23 protein-coding genes and 1 pseudogene are annotated in these 21,557 nt (G+C 59.9%); 1 reads left to right on the plus strand and 23 read right to left on the minus strand.

Annotated elements, in window-relative coordinates; all coding sequences use genetic code 11:
* Positions 1-157: 157 nt before the first annotated feature.
* Positions 158-431 (minus strand): annotated as a pseudogene (locus ACIQ3Q_RS17810) (helix-turn-helix domain-containing protein); the annotation flags it as partial.
* A gap of 352 nt (positions 432-783) precedes the next feature.
* Between ACIQ3Q_RS17810 and ACIQ3Q_RS17815 the strand changes: the two are divergent.
* A complete protein-coding gene (locus tag ACIQ3Q_RS17815) occupies positions 784-1,461 on the plus strand; it encodes a winged helix-turn-helix domain-containing protein (RefSeq protein WP_396270522.1) in 678 nt (225 codons plus the stop codon).
* Between the two features lie 51 nt (positions 1,462-1,512).
* Here the strand turns inward: ACIQ3Q_RS17815 and ACIQ3Q_RS17820 are convergent, their stop codons facing one another.
* From ACIQ3Q_RS17820 to ACIQ3Q_RS17925, 22 genes are all read right to left on the minus strand, one after another.
* Positions 1,513-2,835, minus strand: coding sequence for a patatin-like phospholipase family protein (locus ACIQ3Q_RS17820; RefSeq protein WP_396270523.1), 1,323 nt, complete (start codon positions 2,833-2,835; stop codon positions 1,513-1,515).
* Positions 2,836-3,162: 327 nt separating this feature from the next.
* Entirely contained in the window at positions 3,163-4,893 is a 1,731-nt protein-coding gene (locus ACIQ3Q_RS17825) for a patatin-like phospholipase family protein (protein WP_396270524.1), read from the minus strand.
* 102 nt (positions 4,894-4,995) lie between these two features.
* Entirely contained in the window at positions 4,996-5,346 is a 351-nt protein-coding gene (locus tag ACIQ3Q_RS17830; RefSeq protein WP_396270525.1) for a hypothetical protein, read from the minus strand.
* A 51-nt stretch (positions 5,347-5,397) separates the two neighbouring features.
* Complete coding sequence (locus ACIQ3Q_RS17835; RefSeq protein WP_396270526.1) at positions 5,398-5,535, minus strand: hypothetical protein; 138 nt, start codon at positions 5,533-5,535, stop codon at positions 5,398-5,400.
* A 110-nt stretch (positions 5,536-5,645) separates the two neighbouring features.
* Positions 5,646-6,200 (minus strand): GNAT family N-acetyltransferase, encoded by a 555-nt coding sequence (locus ACIQ3Q_RS17840; protein WP_396270559.1) that lies wholly within the window; start codon positions 6,198-6,200, stop codon positions 5,646-5,648.
* A gap of 5 nt (positions 6,201-6,205) precedes the next feature.
* Entirely contained in the window at positions 6,206-6,967 is a 762-nt protein-coding gene (locus tag ACIQ3Q_RS17845) for a lytic transglycosylase domain-containing protein (protein WP_396270527.1), read from the minus strand.
* A 149-nt stretch (positions 6,968-7,116) separates the two neighbouring features.
* Positions 7,117-7,920, minus strand: coding sequence for an EscT/YscT/HrcT family type III secretion system export apparatus protein (locus tag ACIQ3Q_RS17850; RefSeq protein WP_396270528.1), 804 nt, complete (start codon positions 7,918-7,920; stop codon positions 7,117-7,119).
* Positions 7,921-7,936: 16 nt separating this feature from the next.
* Positions 7,937-8,401 carry a hypothetical protein gene (locus ACIQ3Q_RS17855; protein WP_396270529.1) on the minus strand — a complete coding sequence of 155 codons (465 nt, stop codon included), beginning with the start codon at positions 8,399-8,401 and terminating at the stop codon, positions 7,937-7,939.
* Positions 8,402-8,424: 23 nt separating this feature from the next.
* Positions 8,425-9,756 carry a FliI/YscN family ATPase gene (locus ACIQ3Q_RS17860; RefSeq protein WP_396270530.1) on the minus strand — a complete coding sequence of 444 codons (1,332 nt, stop codon included), beginning with the start codon at positions 9,754-9,756 and terminating at the stop codon, positions 8,425-8,427.
* Complete coding sequence (locus tag ACIQ3Q_RS17865) at positions 9,737-10,408, minus strand: hypothetical protein (protein ID WP_396270531.1); 672 nt, start codon at positions 10,406-10,408, stop codon at positions 9,737-9,739. The genes ACIQ3Q_RS17860 and ACIQ3Q_RS17865 overlap by 20 nt, the downstream gene beginning before the upstream one ends.
* Before the next feature lie 650 nt (positions 10,409-11,058).
* The gene (locus tag ACIQ3Q_RS17870) at positions 11,059-11,691 is read right to left on the minus strand and encodes a GNAT family N-acetyltransferase (RefSeq protein WP_396270532.1); all 633 of its coding nucleotides are present in this window, start codon (positions 11,689-11,691) and stop codon (positions 11,059-11,061) included.
* A 19-nt stretch (positions 11,692-11,710) separates the two neighbouring features.
* Positions 11,711-12,505 carry a type III secretion system inner membrane ring lipoprotein SctJ gene (gene sctJ / locus ACIQ3Q_RS17875; RefSeq protein ID WP_396270533.1) on the minus strand — a complete coding sequence of 265 codons (795 nt, stop codon included), beginning with the start codon at positions 12,503-12,505 and terminating at the stop codon, positions 11,711-11,713.
* A 10-nt stretch (positions 12,506-12,515) separates the two neighbouring features.
* Entirely contained in the window at positions 12,516-12,875 is a 360-nt protein-coding gene (locus ACIQ3Q_RS17880; protein WP_396270534.1) for a hypothetical protein, read from the minus strand.
* Positions 12,876-12,978: 103 nt separating this feature from the next.
* The gene (locus tag ACIQ3Q_RS17885) at positions 12,979-13,395 is read right to left on the minus strand and encodes a hypothetical protein (protein ID WP_396270535.1); all 417 of its coding nucleotides are present in this window, start codon (positions 13,393-13,395) and stop codon (positions 12,979-12,981) included.
* A gap of 105 nt (positions 13,396-13,500) precedes the next feature.
* The gene (locus ACIQ3Q_RS17890; protein WP_396270536.1) at positions 13,501-13,905 is read right to left on the minus strand and encodes a hypothetical protein; all 405 of its coding nucleotides are present in this window, start codon (positions 13,903-13,905) and stop codon (positions 13,501-13,503) included.
* A 73-nt stretch (positions 13,906-13,978) separates the two neighbouring features.
* Positions 13,979-15,133: a DUF1521 domain-containing protein gene (locus ACIQ3Q_RS17895; protein WP_396270537.1), complete on the minus strand. Its 1,155-nt coding sequence runs from the start codon at positions 15,131-15,133 to the stop codon at positions 13,979-13,981.
* Positions 15,134-15,942: 809 nt separating this feature from the next.
* Positions 15,943-16,191 carry a hypothetical protein gene (locus ACIQ3Q_RS17900; protein ID WP_396270538.1) on the minus strand — a complete coding sequence of 83 codons (249 nt, stop codon included), beginning with the start codon at positions 16,189-16,191 and terminating at the stop codon, positions 15,943-15,945.
* A 383-nt stretch (positions 16,192-16,574) separates the two neighbouring features.
* Positions 16,575-16,970, minus strand: coding sequence for a hypothetical protein (locus tag ACIQ3Q_RS17905; protein ID WP_396270539.1), 396 nt, complete (start codon positions 16,968-16,970; stop codon positions 16,575-16,577).
* 1 nt (position 16,971) lies between these two features.
* Positions 16,972-17,169, minus strand: coding sequence for a hypothetical protein (locus ACIQ3Q_RS17910; RefSeq protein WP_396270540.1), 198 nt, complete (start codon positions 17,167-17,169; stop codon positions 16,972-16,974).
* Between the two features lie 101 nt (positions 17,170-17,270).
* Positions 17,271-18,284 (minus strand): hypothetical protein, encoded by a 1,014-nt coding sequence (locus ACIQ3Q_RS17915; protein ID WP_396270541.1) that lies wholly within the window; start codon positions 18,282-18,284, stop codon positions 17,271-17,273.
* Positions 18,285-18,297: 13 nt separating this feature from the next.
* A complete protein-coding gene (locus ACIQ3Q_RS17920) occupies positions 18,298-19,902 on the minus strand; it encodes a secretin N-terminal domain-containing protein (protein WP_396270542.1) in 1,605 nt (534 codons plus the stop codon).
* Positions 19,903-20,241: 339 nt separating this feature from the next.
* A complete protein-coding gene (locus ACIQ3Q_RS17925; protein ID WP_396270543.1) occupies positions 20,242-21,546 on the minus strand; it encodes a hypothetical protein in 1,305 nt (434 codons plus the stop codon).
* Between the last annotated feature and the right edge of the window lie 11 nt (positions 21,547-21,557).

The following is a 21,557-nucleotide window of genomic DNA, read 5'->3' on the forward strand; positions in this document are numbered from 1 at the left end:
AGCCCGGAAATCGGGTTTTGCAGGGGCCCGAGCGCCCCAAAAGGCCGCGCAGAGGCGCACGGCGCAGCTCGAAAAGACCAATCTGGCGGCGATGCCCGACATCGGCCTGGGGCACTTCGCGAAAACCGGGTTTCGCGAAGTGCCCCTTGGGCTCCTAGGTGCGCACCCGCGTCGGACGCTCGCTGATGTCGGGCTCGTCCACGAAGACGATCAGTCGGCTGTCTAGTTGGGCCCTCTTTGAGTGCAGGCCAATGCTGCACTTCCGACTGCGCCCCCCGCTGAAAGGCACGCCGGGCAGGGCGTCCAGGCGACATGACGCGCAACGCATCGATGCCACCTTCATCGAGTAGAGCCGTCCATGCGTACACGGTTTGACGGGCCACTCCAACCGCAATCGCGGCCTGCGCGGCTGTCTTGCCTGCCAACCACATTTGCCCAGCCCGCACTCGTTAGCGGGTCGCCTCGGCCATCTTCTTGACCCTGCAAGACCACCTTGCGCTGGAGCACCCCACATTGTCGCCAGAGCGACACCCACCAGGGTTTGCCCTCAAAAAACTCGGGGGGATAGCAAGTTTTGGTTACCCAAGCTACAAATTCTTGCGATTGCGCACAATGTTCTTCGCTGTTCAGATACCCCCCTGAGTTGGTGCCAGATTGAGGCTATGCGCATAGATGCATGGGGGCTCGATGCAGAACGAAGACATCACCGCCAACTGAACTATTGGATACAACGATTTCGTTGAGGACGCCATGCATATTGTTGCCGTTTTATCAAGTCCAGCCATGAGCTCCAGCCTGCTTCAAGCTCTGGAGGCTCAAGGCATTCACACCACAGTGCATATCGGGGGGGACCAGTGGATGCCGCCCGTTGCCAGCCGATATGCCGACGGCTTGGTGCTGGAGGACGACGGCCTACACTTAGAGACATGGCTGAACCAACTGGCAGGGCGCCTACCGGCCAGTTTGCCCATCGTTGTCTACGGGCCGGGCAACCCGCACGCCATGGCCACCGCCATTCACCGCGGCGCACATGACTACGCCACCATAGCGGAGGGGGCCTTGGGGCTGGGAGGGCGGCTGCGGGCAAGGCATTTGGCTTGCTCACTGAAGCACACGCAGCTGCGCTTTGGCGACTATGTGCTGGACCGAGCACAGCAGGTGCTCAGGCTGGGCGGCTTTGCAGAGAACTTGACGACCCGAGAGACGGCGCTGTTGGCCGTGCTGGCCGCGCGGCCCGGCTGGGTGATCGCGCTGGAGTCCTTGAGCCAGGACCTGTGCAGACGCAGCGCAGAGATTGGCCATCGCTCGATCGAGCAACATGTTTATCGGCTGCGCAAGAAAATCGATGACCTGCACCAGTCTGCCGGGTGTGACGGCGGTTTGCGCCTGGCGTCTTTGTACGGCGTTGGGTACCGACTGGATCTGCCTGATCTTGAAGTACTCCAACGCATGGTGGCCTGAGACGCATAGCCCCGATGCAAGCACCGGGGCAGGCGGCCGGGCGCGCGGCCCTCAGCCCTCCAACCCCGGCATCAAATGCTGGGTGGCATACAGCATCCGCTCCTTCACAGCATTGATGATGGCCTCGTTCTGGGCCATCATCAAAGTCGGCTTGTCCACATGAAAGTCGAAGGTGCCAACACCTGGGTGCTTGATAACCCGCACATGAGGGCCGTGCTCGTAGAGATGGTCAGCAGAGGCCTTCTCTCCGGCCTCAAGGTCATGTTGCGTTACTGCGTTAGCCAGCACACCCACCAGCAATTTGCTGGAAGGATGGCGGTGATTAAAGACCGCTTGGTGAGCAGCGTCCTCATTGTCAAACGCAAACATCAGCGTTTTGCCCACCGCCGGGTTGTCGGCTGGCACAGAATGGTTGTTGGTGAACCCACCATCGTTGTATAGGCGCCCTTGGACCTCAACACTCTTGAACAGCGGGTTAATGGCCGATGAGATGCGGCAAGCCAACGCGACACTCATGTCAGGGTGCGTGTCCGCACAAAAGCTGACTTGGCTCTGCGCCTCCACATCACTCCCAGTGATGACCAGATCCTTGAAGGTCTGCGGGTACATCTGGTGCAACTGGCGCATGTCGCTGAAGGTGATCTCATGAAGATCGTCCTCGCGCAAGCGGCGAACCAGCTCCGCATTGTTCGGAGAAGCGGGAAACCGAGAGAGTTGATGCCGAATCGACTGAAGACAGGTGTCATTGATGCGTAGCAGCATGTCGTAGCCATCGTCATACAGTTCAACGGGTCTGGTGGGATTCGCACCCGCCACTTTTCCCGTGATGCCTTCCACCTTGTTGGCGATCACAGAGCTGAAGTGCTGCAGGAGCGATGGCTCCACCGGCTTGAAACCTTTGAACCGGCTGCCCTGGGTCGGTTGATTTCCCAGAAATGTGATGGGGGGAAGTTTTTCTAGCGTGGCATCAAGCTGCTGGGCCGACATCCCCGACGCTACATAGGCCGCGCAGGCCGACCCAGCGGACGAACCCGTCAAGACTCGCGCAGCCTTCACCTGGTCATCGTAGACCTCCAGAATGGCCGGAAACAGCACACCCTTGGCCCCCCCCCCCGGAAAGGAAATGCAGTCATAACGATGGTTGACGGCGGCACGGGGCCCCAGCGCACGCTGCTCTACCTCTAAGCTGGCCTTCATCAAGCACAGACGCCATTGAGCCTCCAAGGCCTTTTGCGCCACCGCTCGCTTATCAGTGCTGCTGATCCGATCGTCCGCGTAGATCGCGCGCATGCATTGAGCAGCTTGGTCGATGGTGAAGCTGTTTCGCTGAGACGGCACCCAGAAGAATTTGCTGCCGGCATACCGCTGGCCCATGGCCGACTCAGCGGCTCGCCAGTCGCGCAAGGCCTCTTGAGCCAGTTGGCGGGCCTCCGGTGGCAGTGACGCTGTGGCGTGCTCCATGGTAGGGTTGGGCACCGCAAAGCGGTTCGCCTGGAGAGCGGCCGATTCAACGGCCGTGCCGCGTTGCGACAACTCTGTGGCTGGCAACCGACTGAGGCCGACAGGCGCGTACTCAGGGAAAGTCTGCAGAAGCTCCTGTTGAGGGGGAACTGCGGCGTCCTGACGATGGATCCTCATAACCCTGACTCCCTCTGTGTAGCGGCCACGTGCTGAGAACAAGACCTGAGCTTTGAAGAGCCACTAACCGAGGTAGTTGATGCGCTCTTGCGCGGCATAAATCCTGGCTTCTAATCGGGCCTTGATGACATCAAGTTTCGATGTGTCAAAGTCAGCGGAATCGATGTGCCCGTGCTGAATGATCCGACTGTTGGGGCCTTGGTTCCACGCCAAGCTGCCGTCTCTCCTTCCCACCCTGTCGCCATCATGTCTGTAAATCCCATCCTTCATCCAACTCTCCAGCTTCTTCGCCAATGGTTTGGACGCTTCCGACTGGGATGAAACGGTGCCTGGGTCCGGGCCAAAAATGTTCTTCTCGGCCCGCCCAGCGGACGCAAAGCTGAACATCAACGTGTTTTGAGGCGATGACTCTGAGGGATTCATCGGATTGTTGTTGCTCAAGCCGCCGTCATGGTATTCAACCCCACGGTATCTGACGTTGCCGAACACCGGATCAATGGACGACGAGATCCGCACCGCCAAGGCGATAGGCATCTCCGGGAAGGTGCGGTGGTTGAAGTGAACAGTTTGGTCCTGTCCCACAACTGTGCCGGTGATGTTCAACTCCTTAAAAGCTCGCGGTTCTAGTTGATGCAACAGGTTCATGTCGCCAAAGGTCAGCATCTCAGCGCGTCCTTCCCGTAGCGCCGTAAGTCGCTCGTATTGCGAGGTGCTGAGGCTCTTTCTCTTGGCAATGGCATCGAGATCCGGCGTGTGGGTCAAGACCTCCGAGACATTGGCTAGGCACTCTTGGTTCACCACAGCGATCAGTTTTTCGCCATTGCAGTACAACTCGGGTTGGCTACCATCACTGCGCGCGGCCTTGCGGGTCAGGCCCTGCGCCAAGTTAGTGCCTTGCCCCAAGAGATAGGCCTTGGTCGACGAGGTCTTCAGAAACTCCAGGTCCTTGATGGGAGGCAGTTTGGCATCACCCGTGAAGTCCCCCATAGAGTATTGATCCAGGATCTTGGTCACGCCTTCGGAAGACAGCCCTGCCGCCGCAAAGGCCGCACAGATGGAGCCTGCCGAACTACCGCTGATTTTCTCAGCGCTGCGGATAGCGTCCGCATACACGCTCATCACCGCCGGGTAGACCGCCCCTTTGGCCCCGCCCCCTGGAAACGAAATATGAGGCCAGGTTTTCTCGTGGCCATGCCACTTCTCGGCCGCCAGCACATAACCGGCTTTGGCCTCCACCTTGGCCGCAAGCAACTCAAGGCGAATGACCTCGGCTTCGGCATCCGGTGGAATTTTCCTGTCGCCCAGCACGCGTTTGACGATATCTTCCAGTTGGCTCGGCGTGAGCGCCTTGTCGAAGCGCTTGTCCGGAAACAGACCCTTATTACACGCAACGGCCGAGTAGTCCTCTCGCAGAGCGGCCAACTCGCCACGCCATTCATCCAGCGTCTTCTGAACCAGTGGCATGTAATGCTGTGCCGCCTTTTCTATCAACGAATTTGGCAGGCCTTGGGGCGGGGGCAGGTCTTGGGAGGGCGGGCTCTTGATGTAGCGAATGTCCTGCTTGTTAAGGGGCAGCCCTTTGTTCGGGTCCGCACCTTTGATGTAGCGCGGCGCCTCCAGGTCCGACGCTGGTGGGGGGGCAGTGAACTTCGCTGCCGTGGTCCGAGCGCCCTGCAGCGCCTCATCACCCCGGGGTCTCGATACGCTCGAAGCACCGCCCAAAGACACCGTTGCGCCGGGATCGGCCGACAACGGTGCAGGCTGACGAGGCGCCATGATGGTTAGTTTACCCATGATGCGATCTAGCTCCTGGTAGTGAGTTGGGGAGAATCAGGGGCGCGACTTGCCGTGGCGAGCCCTGCGGATGAGAACCCCGCAAGGTACGGCTCATGGCCTTCATGCGGGAGCCCCCAACAGCAAGGTCATGGCTTGCTGCACGGCCACATCGCGGTGGCTGAGGAGATCGCGGGCGTCGGTCTCCCACAGCGGGTCACCTAACAGCTTCATGGCAATGACCTTGAAGGCCGGGCACGCGTCTTGCGGCAAGCCATCCAAAAAGTGCAATGCCGCAAGGTAGTCGCCGCGCAAAATATGAATGGCAACCCCTGCGGCAAGCACACGTGGGTGAACGTTCGCCCCTTGACGCAACTGGAACCAATAGTGCTCCGCCAGATCAAGATCCCTCACCAGAATCGCTTGCTTCATGGCCGATGCCAGCTCTTTGTTGATGGCCTGATCTGAGGTCATATCTAACGGCTTTCAGTCGTGCTAGTGCACGGTCAATGGTGCATTAACGTTTTATTCTTCATCCTCATCGCCCAGACATTCCTTCACCAGGCCATCCAAGGCCTGGCCAACGGTGCCGAGCACGGGCTGAATCACAGGGGCTGCCATCGGCAACACGGCGGATGCCGCCATCATGGTTACGGGGTCCATCTCAAGTACTCCTTCAAGGTCGTGCGACATTGCACGCATGGATTCTGCAAGTCAGCCCCTGGCCTCAGCCGCTCTATCTCGGAATGTCCAAGGCCAAAAGCGAAGCGGGTTCACACCCGAGCCGTAGGAAATGGCTCACGGCCCATCTGCAGGCCCATGGTCAGTGCCGAACAGTGGCGCCCAGACTTGAAGCCATAGTGAGGGTGCTCCCCTTCACGTGCAAAGCCAGCGGACTCGTAGAGCCCGATGGCCGAGGTGTTGTCACTCCACACGGTCAACTCCACGCGAGCGAGCCCGATCTCGTTCGCCTCATCCAGGGCGAAGCTCAGGAGTTGGCGGCCAATGCCGCGTCGGCGGTGCTCAGGATGCACGCACAAGCCCAGCGCACCCACATGTCGGCGAAACCAATTGCCAAGGGCCACTTCCAAGGTCACCATCCCCAGAACATCGTCGCCGCACTCGGCCACGAAGATCCGCCCACCCTCTAGGGCCTGCCGGATGCGCTGGTGCCACCACTCGGGGGACGCCAACCGCGGGCAACCGTATTGCAGGGCACTCAGGTCATCCTGCGTCAGCATCGCCAGCGCGTAGGCATCTCGGCACTCTGCGCTCCGAATTCGCCGCAGCGCCGGAGGCCGATAGGTTTGTTCCATTTTGTGCAGCATGGCGTTCAAGGTCTGCCCCCTTCTTCCTCGCCCGCCCATGAGCGCATCACCTTTTGAACGTATCGCTCGGTCTCCGGGTAGGGCGGAATACGCCAGCCGCTGCGCATCACTGCCCCCTCGCCAGCGTTGTAGGCGGCCAGCGCCAGGGGGATGTCGCCACCAAATTTGCGCACCAATCGGGCTAGGTGCACCGTGCCGACGCGGATGTTCTGCTCAGCCGTCAACAAGGCCTCTGGCTTGTCAACACCGTAGTCGCGCGCTGTGGTGGGCATCACCTGCATCAGGCCCAGCGCGCCCTTGGGTGAGCGCGCTAGGGGATTGAATGCGGACTCCGCCTGTATGACCGCCAGCACCAGATCCGGGTGCAAGCCATTCTTTTGGGCATGCTGAGTCACAGTGTGTCGGATGTCGGGTGCCGCCGCAGGCTCGTCATCGTCGACGGCCTCGGCAGCAGGCCGCGCATTCAGCATCACCGGCCAGTCAAAGGGCCGTGGCTGCGGCGGATGATGGGGCAGCAGCAAGCGTCTGTCGTCGCGCAGGTAGATGCAGCCTGGAATCGCCGAGGGCATCCAGGTCGACAGATTGCTACGTAGCACCACGCGCTGGCCGTCGATCTCGCACTGGTATGTGGGATTGGACGCCCATACAGCTCCCACCCACCACAAGATTGCGCCAATGGCCCAGGCCCGGCGCGCCGCAGGTCCTGGTGACGCCATAGTGCCGCTGAAAGCGTTGATCGTATTCACCACAGGGTTTGACTCATTCATCTATGCCGTCCATGTCCCCTGTTGCCGCTGAAGGTGCGTTGAGACATGCAACCGCGAAACTGACCACCAAGGTCGATGCCTGATGCTAGGAGGTCACAGGCATGGGCGCAGCGGTGCAGCGCAGTTCGACGGCTCAATGCGAAGTAGGCTCATGGCCGACAGACAAATCGCTCTGGCACCAAGCCTGTCGCCAGCCAGTCTGGACAGACATGGCGCAGGCTGGCTAGGTCGGCCAAGTCGTCCAGGTAATGAGGTGCCAAGCTGGCCAACAAACTCAACACCAGCATGGCTTTGAAGGGTTGCCCTAGCGAATTGATGTCCAGCTTGCTGGAGACTCGGTTGAGCATGCCGATGGTCCAGTCCACCAGAATCATCAGGCCCACCATTCCCAGCGAGAAAGTCACGACCTGATTGAAACTGACATGCGTGATCTGATGGGTCAGGTGACGGAACAGCACCTCGACCTTGGGCAGGGGTTCGAACACCGGCCACCATCGATAGGAGTCAAACAACAACCACAAAAATGACCCGACACCACCAGCGACAAAGAACAAGGTGTTGGCGGCTTGCAGGAAGGAGATACCCAGTGGCGTGTTCTGTTCGTTACGCATGGGCTCGTTTTGCTGGATGTTGTTGAAGCCTGTTTGTGCATCCAGCAAAACGCCCACGGCTTCCGCCACCCAAAAAATGGTGGCGCAGCCCACGCCCAGTGCGGCACCAATCAGCGCCTCTTTGGCAAACAAGCCCACCCAGGTCCAGAGGTCGCTGGACTGGACCACCGTGACCTGGCCCCACGCAAGCCAAGCACCCATCATCAGGGCCAACACAGGCCCCGTATGGCCCATTTGCTGAATATTCATCGGCGGCAAGATGACACAGGCCACTGCCACCCGAATGCCCAACAGGCTCAGCCAAGCCGCCGCCTGCAGCACCACCAACGGTGACTCGGACAAAAGCTGGAGATCCATCCTAAGCCTGGGCCTGCGCACCGAGGCGCGCGCTGAGGTCCTCCTCCAGCGCCTCCTCCTCGGCATCGTCACGCTGCGCTGTCATATCATTCAGCAGCCGCGTGCATTGCGCTGCCCACCGATCCTCCCGCTGCTGTTGCAGTCGCCAACTCTTCTGACAGGCCAGCAGGTTCGCCTGGGCGGCCTGCAGGCCTGTCTGCGCCTCGTTGGATTGATGCTGGGCCAGTTGATGGCAATGCTGTGCCTGTTCCAAACGCTCAATCAAGGTCAGGATCTGCAAGGGCGAAGCCGCCCCCTGATGCTGTCCCCCACGCAGCACCACACGGGCCTCGCGCTCTTGCGACAGCGCCTCGTGTTGATGGCTTTGTGCCTGCGCAAGCACTTGCTGCGCGGCCGCCACCGCCTCACGAGCCGCGGCGACAGCCCGCGACTGCTTCTGGGTCCGAACCGCCTGTAGCCGCCGCATGTCTCGGCTTTGGGTCCACGGGCTCATGCGGCCTCCAGCCGTGACAGCATCTGCAAGCAGTGATGCCAGTCAATGATCTCGTCGGTACGCTGCTGCAGATACTGAGCAATCTCGGCCTGTGCCTGCACCGCGCGATCGGCCACAGGGTCCTGCCCTTGGCGGTACTCGCCGGTCTGGATCAGCAGCTCGATCTCCTGGTACTTGGCTAACAGCATCCGGAGATTTCTGGCTGCGGCTTGATGCGCTTTGTCCGCGATCTGAGACATCAAGCGGCTGACGCTCCCCAACACATCAATGGCCGGAAAGTGGCCCTTGGCAGCCAGCTTGCGCGACAGCAGGATGTGCCCGTCTAGAATGCCGCGCACCTCTTCGGTGATGGGGTCGCTGGCGGTTTCGTCATCGGCCAGCAGGGTGTAGAGGGCGGTGATGGAGCCATGGGCGGACGTGCCAGCGCGCTCCAACAGCTTGGGCAGGTCAGCAAACACCGAAGCGGGATAGCCGCGGCGCGCCGGCAGTTCACCCGCAGCTAGGCCAATCTCACGCAGGGCCCGTGCATAGCGGGTGAGCGAGTCCATCATCAGCAAGACCCGATGCCCTTGATCACGGAAGTACTCGGCAATGGTGGTGGCCGCCTTGGCCGCGTGGGCGCGCTCCATGGCAGCCGTATCCGACGTGGCACAGACCACCACACTGCGCCGCCGTCCCTCTTCGCCCAGCGCCTGCTCCAGAAACTCCAACACCTCGCGGCCGCGCTCACCAATCAGCGCCACCACCACCACATCAAAGCCCTGGCTGCGGGCCAGCATGCCCATCAGGGTACTTTTACCTACCCCGGCCGGCGCCATGATCCCCAGCCGCTGCCCCTCTCCAAAGGTGAGCAGCCCGTCCAGCGCCTTGACCCCCGTGGGCGCAACGGTGCAAATGGGAGGGCGCGAGAGCGCATCAGGCGGCGCATTCTCCAAGGAGCGATGGCCTTCAATCGCCAGCGGCCCTTGGCCGTCCAGCGGGTGGCCATGGCCATTCAGGATGCGGCCCAACAGGCCCGGGCCCACGCCCACCTCAGGTCGTGGCCGGATCATCTTCACTTTCATGCCTGCACGCAGACCCAAGGTGCCGCCCATGGGCATCAGGCGCGTCACAGGGCCTTGAATGGCCGTCACCTCGGCCAGACCGTGGCCGTAGGCCTCGTCGACGACTTCGCAGACGGCCCCTACTGGTGCTTGCAGGCCAGAGGCAGAGAATACCGTGGGCAGCACATCCGTGACGCGGCCGTACCGGCTTGCCAAGCTCAGGCCATTGCAGCACGCCTGAATCTGCCGCAGATAGGCGATGGGGTCAGTGCGCAGCGTGGGCATCCGAAGTGGCTCCTTCGGGACGAGCCGGCAACACGCACTGCTCGAACGCCTTGATCAGGCCGGGCAAGTCGACCACGACCTCGCCTGCGGCCGAGACTAAGCGGCATTGCCCAGGGGCCAGCGTGTCATGGCCCAACACCTGAGGAGGAGCACCACACCAGCCCGCCGTCGACCACCACAGCTCGACCGCCTCAGCGGCCTGTTGACGCTCGGTGCTAGAGACATGAACAAGCATGGTGTGCTGCCCATCGACCAGTGCGTCCAACCGAGCCAGTACCTCCGCCATCCAGAGGCGAGCCGGGGTGCTGCTGAGCACTTGCCCGAGCACCGTGCACAACAACTGGGCCATGTCCTCACGCAGCGTGGACAGCCGGGTGCGGCGATGATGGGTCCAAACCATCAGATGCTCCAGCCACTGGTTGAGGCCAGCCTGACGCCCCTCGGCTAGCGCTTGCTGACGAAGCCCTGCCGCGTCGTTCTGCGCCGCCTCCGTCTGTTGGCGCATCAAGGCTTGGTGGTGATCCAACTCGGCAGACCATGCGCTGACCGCTTGCGTCAAGGCGCGCTCCGCGCAGGCCGCAACAAACCGGCCCGCCAAGGCGCTTTGCTGCCAATCGACCCACTCATGCTGACGTATCAGTTGAGGCTGCATGATGTTGCCCTGCTTGCTATCGCCATTTCTTCGAACACCTCAGTCCAGTCGCCGGGGATCTCCGCAAGCTCCGGCGACAAGCGCCGGATCCAACGCAGGGTTGAGAACGCCGGAAAGCAACGCCTAAGCAACAGAAAGGCCGAACGCTCCCGCTTGCTCAAAAGTTGTGACCAATCGTGCAAGCCCACAGCAGCCCACTCCATCAGGCCCGGGGAAACGTCCCGGTGAGACTTCAAGATGACTCCGTGACTGCTGACCGCAGGATGGGGTAGGTCCAAGGTGTGCAACCAGCGGCGGTCCGTCAGCAAACACCGCTTCTGTTGCGGGCGCAGATGCAAGGCCAGACGAGCTAACAGCACCACCGCGTGTTCCAGGGGCACCAGTACGGGCGTCATATGGGGTTGGTTCAAGGCTTGCCAAGTTGGCGACGGCCCCAAGCGCGCAGCCACCCAGTTCGTCAACGGCTGGGGGTGCCGGATGTGTCGCACCGCGTCTGGCCACCCGCCCTGAGGGAGCCAGTCTGGATGCCAGCGCAGCGGCAGGTGACGGACCTGGCGGTCCCACAGCCACACCGCTCGCCAAGGGTCTTCTACGCTCGACTCTTCGAGCGACGGATTAGATCGGAGTGCGTCGTGCAAAGGCTGCATGGATCAGGCCCTTAAAGGCGCTGTGACAGCGACGGAGGTCACACTGCGGGCAGCCCCTGTGCCCGGTTCGACTGTGCCACCCGGCTGACCCCTGACATCACTGTCCACCAAAGCCCACATACAGATATTGCACCACGCCTTTTGGGCATCTAGTTCTTGATTTCGCAGGAGACCCTCAAGCTTGAACCCTGCCCGACGGGCTAAGGTATTGGCCGCGAGGTTTCGGTCATCAATGGTCATGTAAACGCGCTTGGCCTTGAGCTTGGTGAAGCTGTAGTTCACAAGGGCCTCCAGGGCCTCTTTGCTCTGGCCCGCGTACTTCGGGTGGATCCAGCCGCCAATCTCGACATGCCTCAGTGTCCACTCAATATTCATCAGCCCGATGAACCCCGCCAAGCTTCCGTCCCGCCGACTCCAAAGCAAACATTGCAATGACTTGCCATACAGATAGTCGGCATGAACACGTCTGCAGAAGTCTTCGCAACCTGCCTCCGTTGGCAGCGGATTCATCCAAGACATCCAGGGCGTCAACTGCTCGGCGGCGGAAGTGATGCAGCGATAAAGAGCCGCGCCATCACCGGCCTGGGCAACACGAATGCGGAGCCTATCGGTGTGAAATTCCGGGTCTAACCACATGATGTCCACCAAACGCAATTTAAGCGACCTTGGTCTTGTTAGATGACGCACCGAGGTCGGGCCACTTCAAATCTGTTCCGCCCACCGTGTGATGGTGATAGGCGTACCCCCCCCCCGCAGCGGTCACCGACAGCAGCACAAAGGCCAGCATCAACCACCACCAAGGATGACCTTCAGGGGCCTTCTCGGTCACCTCGACCATGGCCACCTGCGCAGGCACCAATGTCACCGAAACCCGCTCTGGATCTAAGCCTTCGATGGAGCGAGCGACCAGTTGCCTGATCGACGGAATGATCGGCCCCAGGTTGACCGAGGGGTGGAACTTCATGAACACGGAAGCACTGGAGGGCAGTTGCAGCTTGCCGCGCGGGTCGTTCTCTGGCAGCACAATGTGCACACGGGCGGTCATGACGCCGTCAATCCGACTCAAGGTTTCGGATAATTCTTGAGACAACCCATGGAGAAAGCGGACCTTGTCCTCGACGGGCGACGACACCATGCCGTCCTTTTTGAACAACTCACCCAAGTTGGCATGGGGCTTCTTGGGCAAGCCGCTGTCCCGCAGCACATTCATAGCCTGAACCACTTTTTCTTCAGAGACGGTGACACGCCACGCCTTACCGCCATCGGCCAGCTCCTTGGTCGCATCGATGTTGGCGTTTCGAAGGACCACCAGCATGTCGTTGGCGTCGCTCTCGTCCAATTTCGAGTAAATCTCTGTGCGGCAACCCGCCAACACCAACAAGGCACACACTGCGGTCACCAAGCGAACCATGCTGCTACGCCCGACCCAACTCCATACGCTACATGTCATGAGACTCTCCTTACTGATTCTTGAGAAGTTGTTGAAGACCTGACTTCACAGAGGACGCACAGGCCATCGTGGTGTGCCATGTAACCTCTGCTGCCGCCATGCCGCCTTTGATTCTTCGTGACCACTCATGGGCCTCGCTCACGCTCATGTAGGGCGCCAGCACCGGGGTGAGGGCCATGTCGCGATGGGGCTTTTCCATCACCTCGGAAATGTTTTGAAGCACCGCACCCAGGCCTTTGTCTTTGTCAGACAAGTTCGCCGAGCGAGCCTGCGCCAGCAGGTCTTGAAAGTTCTCCGCATTCGGCCGCGACGAACCGATACCGCCGTGCGGGTATTGGGGACTGATGCCGCTGATGTTTTCAACCGTCATGGGGGCTCCACAGAGACTCGATGGCAAACCTTGGGGGACATGTCAGCGGATGCCGCTGTCGCAGCATCCGCCCTTGAACCGACTGTGTCGGCTCAGCTCACACTCAGGCCCACAGCGCCTGTTTGCGTGGCCCGTCGATCACCGACGGCTGGTGCAACACATTGGTCGGCTCTTTGGCCAACGGGTTGTCTCGGAACGGGTCCACCGTGCCACCCTTGTCCAATTGCTCCACTTTGTCCAACAGCTCAATCAACAACTTTTTGATATTATCGTCATCATTGCCACCCTTAATATCGATGTTGTATTGGCGGGCATCCACTTTGGAATGGTCATCGATATTTGTATTTTGCCGCGCGTCCACCTTGGAATTGTCGTCCACGCGTGTGGAATGGTCCGAGTGATCATCGACACGGGTTGAATGATCAGAATGATCATCCACATTGGTTGTTTGAGAATGATCAGAATGATCATCCACGTTCGTTCTTGCAGAACGATCCGACATATCGTTTTTAACACCCATGATTAACTCCAGTTAACAATTTGTTTGTTCAAAAATACACACCACATCAACAACCCAACCCAGATTAAAATCTCAGCCAGGTTGTCAAACTCATATTAATCTAAATTATTGACTAGCCTTCTGCGCCACATCCTTAGCTGCCTTGGTCAGCAGGCCATTGCGCGTGTCTTGTTCGGCGGTGATCATCGTTTGGATGTCGTTTTGCTGCTTTTTGTCACGTGCCTGCTGTGCCGCCGCCTGATCTGACTTAATAGCCTCTTGATTTTGATTGAAAATAGCCCGTGAATTGTCCATATTGTATCTAATGGACTGCTCTTGCTGACGGGCAATTTGCGACCGAATGAGCTGCTGCTGCTGCTCTGACTCACCCATAGCTGCCCGGGTCAAATTGGTGACCTGCTGATATTGCGGGGCGTAATTGGCGTTAACCGCCCCATAATTTTGCCAATTTGCGCCCTGCCCATTTGGCAGGCCATTCATAATATTTTGTCTGTAACTTGTCGGATTCATGTTATTCCTCTTTCGGGTAGGACCGGACTTTGCCCGGCCAGCAATCTTGATAAATTTTGAGCTGCCGTACGGCTCAGCCGAACATGAAATTGCGCTGCACACCCATGTTGTTTTGCAACAGCATGGCAAACTGCATGCCACCCTGGGCCATTTGCATGACGCTGCCGGCCAGCGCCTGCATCTGCATCATTTGGTTCATCAGTAGGTTCGCCGTAGCATTGCGCCAATCGGTATGTTGGGATGGGTTGAAATTCCCACCATAGCGAGGATCATTCATGACGCAGCGGGGATAGAAACCTGTCTGCTGCATTTGATCGCAGCAGAGATTGGCCCACTGCCGCGCCTGCTGCTCCCAAAAGCGTGCTTCAGGGTTTTGAGCGCCTTGTGTGCCAAATGGACTGGGCGCGCCGAACGGAGCAGCAGGTTGACCCCAAGCCGGCTGACCCGCATTGAAGGGATTGGGCATGTGGGGATGGCCACCTGGGAACGATGCAAACGGGTCATTGCCAAACTGATTCTGGAAGCCCGCACCTTGGTAAGGCGAATATCCAGGGGTGTTGAACCCTGCTTGGCCAGGGGTGTTGCTCAGGGACCCAAAGTCGTAAACACCGGCGGACTCACCGGGCTTCAGAAACCGAGCATCGCCATCAACCAGCTTGAACTGCCCATTTTGCAGGGTCATGATGCCCTTGGGGTTGTAGTCGGGCATGGCGTTCTTGAGAAACTGGTCTGCCGATTCGTACTTGCCCGCTTGATCCAGGTCCAACTGCTTGTCACCCGTGATATTGCCAATACTGAACGCATTGCCATCCGGCCCACAGACCGTCACCTTGCCAGCATAGGTGGCCTCATTCGACCCCGCAGCCGGCTGGGACCCGTCGGCCTTGGTTGTATCCACATTAATCGTCGTGCCATTGGGCAGCTTGATCACACAGTCTTTGTGGAAATCAAACTGGCTACCGTCAGCACTCTTGAAATGCGGGTCGCCCCACACGACCGCCTTTTTGCCATCTGGGCCTTCGATTTCAACCTGCTGATTGTGCTTATTCACTTTCAGTTTGTAGCCATCACCCAGATCCATGAAGGCTTCTTGGCCATTATTGAATACATTGGTGATGCCTTTCGGGGCCGCAGCCGATTGTGCAGCCAAGTAGGGCGACTGCTGGTTTTGAATGGTGAATTTCTGAAAACCAGCTGGAGATGCGTAGGGGGATGAATAGGTGTTCATGGTACTAAGAAATTGAAAGTTGATAACAAGTTGAGTATCGACCTTCACCGAGCATGTTCGATATAAAGCCGATGACTCATCGTAGGTTCTTCGGCAACTCGTCAAACCTGAAATGCGAAACCCTGAGTCCCAGAGCGAAGCAAGCCGAAGCCGCCAATCAGACCCTGACGCCTCAGGCCAACTCAGCCGCAGCCGTCTTGGCCACCGGCTCCTGCGGAGCAGCCTTGCCTCCCAGTGCCGCCGCATCAGCAGACACTTCGTGAGGTTTGCAGAGATGGCACTGACGCGCCTCCCTGTCACGCAACTCTTGGGTCACTTGGTCTAAAAGCTGCTGGACCATGTCATCACTGGGCTGGCCGCTAGCAGCACCTCCGCCCGACGGCCCAGCGCAAGCGCCGGTGGCAGGTCCTGCCCCCTGCGAGGCAACGCCACCCGATTTTTCTGCCAGAAGTTGAAGCAACAACTGCATCAGTTGTTCGAGCTTTTGTTCGGGCTTATGAGGGCATTCAGCCCCACCAGACGGCGCAATGGCGCCACCCCGCCCAACTGGTTGAAGGGCAGGGAAAGCGCTCATACTACTTGTGTTCATCATCGCCTCATTGTCATATCTATCCAACATTGAAATAACATCTCAATGAGCGGGACCGAAGCCTTGCACCCATTCAGATACCCCGTGAACCTGTGTTGAATTAGGCTCACCCATTGACTTTAGGTCTTGGTTTTAGGGGCTATTCACAAATACCGAAACAATGAACAATCGAGCGAAGCATCAAGAAAGGCTGCCGAACGATATGGCTCCGCGTTCGAGATCAAGGTCTGAGCAGGGTCGCTTTCTTGATGAGCAATTCGGTTTGCGTACGCCGATAAATCTTGATGGCCTCGGGGATTTCGATCAAATCACACTCCATGGCCTCAATATCTCGATCAATGCCACGGATGCGCCAGTCAAGATAATGCGTGCGCAGCGCCGAAGCCAAGCGAGCTATTCCGCCGCAATCAGAGCCCCGGCGTGCAGTCTCAGTCACCAAAGACAGACGCACAGTTTTACTAGTCAACATATTTACACCTTCAAAAATTTGATACCCGCCAAGACCCAATGAGCGAATGTACCGACAGAGACTCGGGCCAGCAGGCCCCATGAAGAAGTCTGCGGCATACCCCGCGACGCCCGCACCTTTCGCTGAATTCCGAAATTGACTTTAAAATACCCGGATCGTTGCTCCATCATGCACGACCGATAGGGAAAGCCGTAATGAGGCGGTATGTCATTAGAAGCCTCCGTCTCATGAAGCGGATCTGTGGATACCAATTTTCCGGGGAAAATATTTCGTATAAATTGATAGCCCACCATAGGATTTTATATTTAATGGGTGTTGCAAATATTTGCAAAACCGTTGACCCGGGCCGCTGCTGCCTCAGAACAGCCGCGGCCCAGGTGAGGTCAACGTGCCAGGTGCGAAAGGTGCAGGGCCTCTTCCGCCAGTGCGCGAACGCCCGCGTGCTGCACCCGCCCCATCAGGCCTTGCAGTTGATGCCGCCAGTCCGGGCTGCCGCCTTCGCGATCTCGCAGTGCCTGCAGCAACTCTGATACTTCGTCGTCTGGCGCTTGCGGCGTCAGATCCAGTTGGGCCAGGTCTCGGGTATGCGCCCCGCAGATGCGCGAGTACGCGCGTGCCCAGCGAAACATATTGGGCTTGTCAACGATGTATGTGAGCGAACGCCCCAGTGTGTCATCTTGAATTTCCTCCATGCACAGATCACCCAAAAAACATACCGCCATGGCCGCATCCAGCAAGCTGTGATTGGCCATGCCCAAGGGCTCTTGATCATTCATCATGTCAGCTTGCCTCCAAACCATAGTCTGCAACTTGCGCGTGCAAGCCTTGCCACACTGCCTCCACGATGGAGCGACAGCGGCCGAAGGCCAAGATCATCGCGTTCAATACCTCTTTGGTCTCAGTGCTGTCGCTCTGCTCGGTCGAGATCTGCAGCGCTGCATCCTCGGCGTCGGCGAAGTAGCGAACGAGCTGTCGCATGCGCTCGCCGCTGTGATCTTGGGCCAGCTGTGCCTGCAGCTCCCTGGCCCTCACAAATGTCTGCGAATAATCGAATTGGTTCACCGTAATCTCCTAGTGTGTCAGGGTTGATGTGTCGCATTGGACGACCCGATTTGTAGCAATCTGGAGCCGTCTCGCAGCTGCCTATAGCGAAGTTCAGCGTCCGCAAACGCAGCATCGGAGATAGCCTCCGCCGCGGCAATGTCCTGGAGCAGGCTGTCTTGCAGTCGGCTGTGAGGCAGGCCGATATCGAGCAGGGCTTGGTGAAGGCGTTGGCGGACCTGCTCTATGTTTTTGACCCGGCCGGTGACCTCGAATCTGTCGATCTCCAGCGGCCTAACATGAACCGCTTCACCGGCCGACTGCGCCAGCACTTGGGCGACCTCTTGCGTGACAAGAAAGTTGTTCGTGACTCGGCTCACGCCATGCCCTGAGAGCAGCTTGGCGACCCGCTGCCGATCCTGGGTGGTGCGCAACCAGCCTGAAATCCTCACTACCCCTGGTGCACTCAACTCCACGTTGAGACGGGTGTCGGGTAGCGCTTCGAGACGCGCCCGCAAGCCAACCCACTGAAAGTCCGGTCCGGGGTCGCGCGCTGCGGCTTGGCGGCTCAACACCACCGCGAAGGCAATCAGCAGGGTGGTGGCTGCCGTAGCCGCAACGATCAGCCAACGCCCTATAGGCGGCGACCCGCGCGCCACGACTGCCACCCCCGCCTCAGGCGACAGGGGCGCCGACGGGATCGTTGAGGTCGTCGGCTCGGGCTCTGCGGCAGCCTCGCGCCCGAGCCAGCGACGCCACAGCACCTCATCCGTCGGCCAGTCGGCCACCGGACCAATGACCAGCAACACCCCCCCGCTCATGAAGGGCATGCCGCCCTCAATCGAACGGGTCGTTCCCTCGGCCTCCTCGCCACAGACTGGGCTGAGGAGCATCTCGCCCCCCTCCTCAATGTGGATCTCGACGGCGCCGCCGCCCCAGTCGGTTAAGCAGATGTCAGCCGCATCGTCGGCAGACACTCGCACACGCCCGTCGGACAGCCCCATGTCAGCACCGGCATGGGCCCCTGAGAGCACCCTCAAGCGCCAGCTCATGCGTGGGTCTCCGTCATGGCCGCTGGCTGAGTGCCACCGGCGTGGCGTTGGCAAGCTGGGTCGCACTGAGGCGGGTGGGCGGAATCACGCGCGGAGTGATCATGAACAGTCGCTCGCTCTTCTTTTGCGCCGTACCCGTGGTGCGGAACAAGGGGCCGACAAAAGGTAAGTCCTTGAGCCACGGAACCCCCGAGCGATCGACGCGTTCGGACTCCACCGCAATGCCCCCCAACACCACGCTCTCACCTTCGGTCATGCGCACATCGGTGGTGACCTGGGTACGCCGCACGATGGGCACACCGTCCACCATCCGGTCTTCCAAGGCACCATCTTCAATGGACAGAGAGAGCCGGATTCGATACAGCCCATCGACCAGATAGGCCTGCGGTGTGACCTGGATCGACATGCCTGTGTCGATGCTGTAGATTCGGGCCTCCAGATTGCCAGCCACCTTGGCCGACACCCGCTGCTGATTGGCCAAGGTGGCTGGCAAGTTGACCGTGGCGACCACCTTGGGCCGAGAGACCAACTTGGCGCGGCCATCTTGGGCCATGGCATTGAGCTTGGCCTGGATGGCTGCGCCCGCACTGGCCCAGTAGGCCAGCACATTCAGGCTGGCGTCGGCCTCCTTGGTTGCCGCACCCGTGCCCCAGCGCGCACCCGGCACGGTCTTCGCGCTACCGGCCGACACGGACCACGAAAGCCCCAGCGTTTCAGACTGGTCGCTGGAGACATCCAGGATCAAGGCTTCCAGTTCAATCTGCAGCGGCTCGACATCAAGCTTGCGCAGGGTCTCCACATAGTACGCCATGCGCAGCGGGCTGCCGGAGATGATGACGGAGTTGCTGTGCGCATCGGCCACAAACCTGGGCTTGTCCGGCAGCGACAACGGGCTTTGCAAGCCACGGCTGGTCTCCATGGACACCGGCGCTACGGTGTCCGAACGTCTCGACTTGCCCGCAAGCATGTCCAGCACTCTCGGTGTGGCCTGGGCGGCGGCGATGCGCGCCTCTGGCGTCTCCCCCAACATGCCGGGGTTGGCCCCCCCCAGAGGGCCTAAACGTTGGATCGAGGCGGTGTCGTCGAACAGCTTCTGCATCGTCTCTGCCAAACCAGCCTGCACAGCTCCGTTGACCGTGTTGGAGGCGGCTGACGCGAACTTGAGGGGCACCACCTCGATGACCTGACGTAACCTCTCGCTGGACTCTGCATCCAGCACTTCGACCAATTGCGAGACCAGCTCGATGTGCCGAGGCGGCCCCGTCACCAGCAGCGTCTTTTCGCCAGGGCTGTACTTCAACGGGTAGCGACCATCCCCCCAGGTCAGCTTGGCGCGCAAGGCTTCAATGCGGCGGCTGTCAAAGCCCTGCAGTCGGAACAGACGACTGCGAATGGCGTTGGCGGGATAAACATACAGCGCTGCACCATCGTGGTACCAGATCAGGCCAAAGCTGCGACAAAGGGCATCCAGAAACTCGGTGGGGCTGTTGTCAAATCGGCCGCGCACCACACCCTCCACACCCTCGGAACTTAGCACCGGCAAGCCCTGGGCTGCCCCAAAGTCGCGCAACACCTCCGCAACCTGGCGGCCGGAGGCCTCGTAGATGAATCTGGACATGGCCCACTTGATCGGTGAGGGACGCGATGACTCTGCAGCAGGCTCGCCGCGCGCGGACTCTCGGCCACTGCGTCGTCGTCGGTCGCTCTCTTTGCTCGTCTTCTTGCTCGCCTGAATTGAGACCGACGATGCAGGCTCGGAGACCGAGGGCCGGGCCACCGCCTCGGCTTCTAAAGTTAAACCCAGCGCCAGGGCGTCTAGCGGCTGACTCAACAGGCCTCCCAAGCATAGTGCTGCAATAACGTGGACCTGGCACAGCCCTTGTGGGGAACGCTTCAAGTGAGTCTGTTGCATCGTCGTGGGCTCCAAGAAAGAAGTGGCCGCAGGGACCGCCACGGCCTATCTCCCCCCCAGAGTTAATGTGGCGCGTTCTCCATCTCTTCGGAGCCTGTTTCCCACGCCATAACCCCAACGTTGCTTGGAGGTCTCCAAGGACTCTCCATCCACAACCATCGCGCTGTCTTCGGACAAACCTTGCTGGCGCATGTGGCGGATGAACTGCGCCGGGCTCATGCCCAGCTTGTCTTTGAAGGTCAATTGGATCGCCCGCTCGGTGACGTTGATGTAGGCCGCCATGTCCTGCACACCCAGCTTGGGGTCGTTGATGCGTTGGCCGATCAAGGCCATCAGACGCCGGTACTTGGGCGGCAGGCGTGCGGCAATCGCTTCGCCAAAGCCCCCAGGGCTGTTGGCTTCGCCTGTAAGCCTGGGCAGCAGAAAGGCGTTCCTGCGCAGTCGCTCGTGGTGCGCCGCCACAAAGTCGCTCAGGGTCTGAAAGGCCTGCGCGTAACGCCCTTGATGGGCCAGCAATCTGGCACGGATATGCAGCAACTCATCCCGCAGCGGATGAGATCGCATGGTGGGCTCGTGATCGAGCAGCGGCTTGATCAAGGATTCTGCCAAATGCGGCGACGCCAGGTCGATCAGGCGCGAAGCCGCCCGCAACTGCGCCGCATCGACCCATGCACGAGCACCGGCCTTAAAACTCATCTGCCGATACGCGACAAAGCACTCGTGCAGTGCAGCTGGTGAGAGGTCCGGCGCCCGCCACCGCGCTTGCCACAGCAGGTGATGGTCCAGCTCCAAAAAACCCAGTTGCATCGCTGGCGTGGCCAGCGGAGCTAGGCCCAGCTCCAACCGCAGCGCGAGCAGCAAATCTGCATCAGCAGACGGGGCCTCGGGACTGGTGTCCAGGCTGCTCAACAAGCGTTGGGCACTGGCCTCCTCCCCGTTGTGGCAGCACGCCTGGGCCAGCAGGGCGATGGCCTCCAGCCGGAACTCCGCAGGCGCATCGGCAATCAGGAACGGCCGCAACAGCTCTGCGACGCGCGCAGGACGGTGCCGATGCATTTCCAAGATGGCACCGTTGATTGCCATCAGCCACCGGGCCTCGCGCTTGTGGTAGCGCACATAGCGGTGGTTGAGCTCCGTCACCAGGTCCTCGGCGGTCTGCTCGGAACCAAACAACAGTTGAAGACGAAAGAGTGCCTCTAAGGCATCCGTGGCGGCGCGCACGTCTGCATGAGGGTCATCGGCCTCACGCCGCGCACACCGCATGGCCTCCGCGACGCAATTCACGCGATGCCGCTGCATGAATGGCTGTGGCGCCACGCGCTGCTTGAACAGACCCATCCAACTTGCCATGATCACTCCTG

It is taken from the genome of Ideonella sp., assembly GCF_044358605.1.
Lineage (GTDB): Bacteria > Pseudomonadota > Gammaproteobacteria > Burkholderiales > Burkholderiaceae_C > Ideonella.

What these genes read in the sequence shown, in the direction of transcription:
- ACIQ3Q_RS17840 (WP_396270559.1), bottom strand. Translation starts at nt 6,200, where the DNA reads ATGCTGCACAAAATGGAACAAACCTATCGGCCTCCGGCGCTGCGGCGA.
- ACIQ3Q_RS17815 (WP_396270522.1), top strand. Translation starts at nt 784, where the DNA reads ATGAGCTCCAGCCTGCTTCAAGCTCTGGAGGCTCAAGGCATTCACACC.
- ACIQ3Q_RS17890 (WP_396270536.1), bottom strand. Translation starts at nt 13,905, where the DNA reads ATGAATCCGACAAGTTACAGACAAAATATTATGAATGGCCTGCCAAAT.
- ACIQ3Q_RS17825 (WP_396270524.1), bottom strand. Translation starts at nt 4,893, where the DNA reads ATGGGTAAACTAACCATCATGGCGCCTCGTCAGCCTGCACCGTTGTCG.
- ACIQ3Q_RS17905 (WP_396270539.1), bottom strand. Translation starts at nt 16,970, where the DNA reads ATGATGAATGATCAAGAGCCCTTGGGCATGGCCAATCACAGCTTGCTG.
- sctJ (WP_396270533.1), bottom strand. Translation starts at nt 12,505, where the DNA reads ATGACATGTAGCGTATGGAGTTGGGTCGGGCGTAGCAGCATGGTTCGC.
- ACIQ3Q_RS17835 (WP_396270526.1), bottom strand. Translation starts at nt 5,535, where the DNA reads ATGGACCCCGTAACCATGATGGCGGCATCCGCCGTGTTGCCGATGGCA.
- ACIQ3Q_RS17860 (WP_396270530.1), bottom strand. Translation starts at nt 9,756, where the DNA reads ATGCCCACGCTGCGCACTGACCCCATCGCCTATCTGCGGCAGATTCAG.
- ACIQ3Q_RS17925 (WP_396270543.1), bottom strand. Translation starts at nt 21,546, where the DNA reads ATGGCAAGTTGGATGGGTCTGTTCAAGCAGCGCGTGGCGCCACAGCCA.
- ACIQ3Q_RS17855 (WP_396270529.1), bottom strand. Translation starts at nt 8,401, where the DNA reads ATGCGGCGGCTACAGGCGGTTCGGACCCAGAAGCAGTCGCGGGCTGTC.
- ACIQ3Q_RS17880 (WP_396270534.1), bottom strand. Translation starts at nt 12,875, where the DNA reads ATGACGGTTGAAAACATCAGCGGCATCAGTCCCCAATACCCGCACGGC.
- ACIQ3Q_RS17910 (WP_396270540.1), bottom strand. Translation starts at nt 17,169, where the DNA reads ATGCGACAGCTCGTTCGCTACTTCGCCGACGCCGAGGATGCAGCGCTG.
- ACIQ3Q_RS17900 (WP_396270538.1), bottom strand. Translation starts at nt 16,191, where the DNA reads ATGTTGACTAGTAAAACTGTGCGTCTGTCTTTGGTGACTGAGACTGCA.
- ACIQ3Q_RS17830 (WP_396270525.1), bottom strand. Translation starts at nt 5,346, where the DNA reads ATGACCTCAGATCAGGCCATCAACAAAGAGCTGGCATCGGCCATGAAG.
- ACIQ3Q_RS17845 (WP_396270527.1), bottom strand. Translation starts at nt 6,967, where the DNA reads ATGAATGAGTCAAACCCTGTGGTGAATACGATCAACGCTTTCAGCGGC.
- ACIQ3Q_RS17820 (WP_396270523.1), bottom strand. Translation starts at nt 2,835, where the DNA reads ATGGGCCAGCGGTATGCCGGCAGCAAATTCTTCTGGGTGCCGTCTCAG.
- ACIQ3Q_RS17915 (WP_396270541.1), bottom strand. Translation starts at nt 18,284, where the DNA reads ATGAGCTGGCGCTTGAGGGTGCTCTCAGGGGCCCATGCCGGTGCTGAC.
- ACIQ3Q_RS17870 (WP_396270532.1), bottom strand. Translation starts at nt 11,691, where the DNA reads ATGTGGTTAGACCCGGAATTTCACACCGATAGGCTCCGCATTCGTGTT.
- ACIQ3Q_RS17920 (WP_396270542.1), bottom strand. Translation starts at nt 19,902, where the DNA reads ATGTCCAGATTCATCTACGAGGCCTCCGGCCGCCAGGTTGCGGAGGTG.
- ACIQ3Q_RS17895 (WP_396270537.1), bottom strand. Translation starts at nt 15,133, where the DNA reads ATGAACACCTATTCATCCCCCTACGCATCTCCAGCTGGTTTTCAGAAA.
- ACIQ3Q_RS17885 (WP_396270535.1), bottom strand. Translation starts at nt 13,395, where the DNA reads ATGGGTGTTAAAAACGATATGTCGGATCGTTCTGCAAGAACGAACGTG.
- ACIQ3Q_RS17865 (WP_396270531.1), bottom strand. Translation starts at nt 10,408, where the DNA reads ATGCAGCCTCAACTGATACGTCAGCATGAGTGGGTCGATTGGCAGCAA.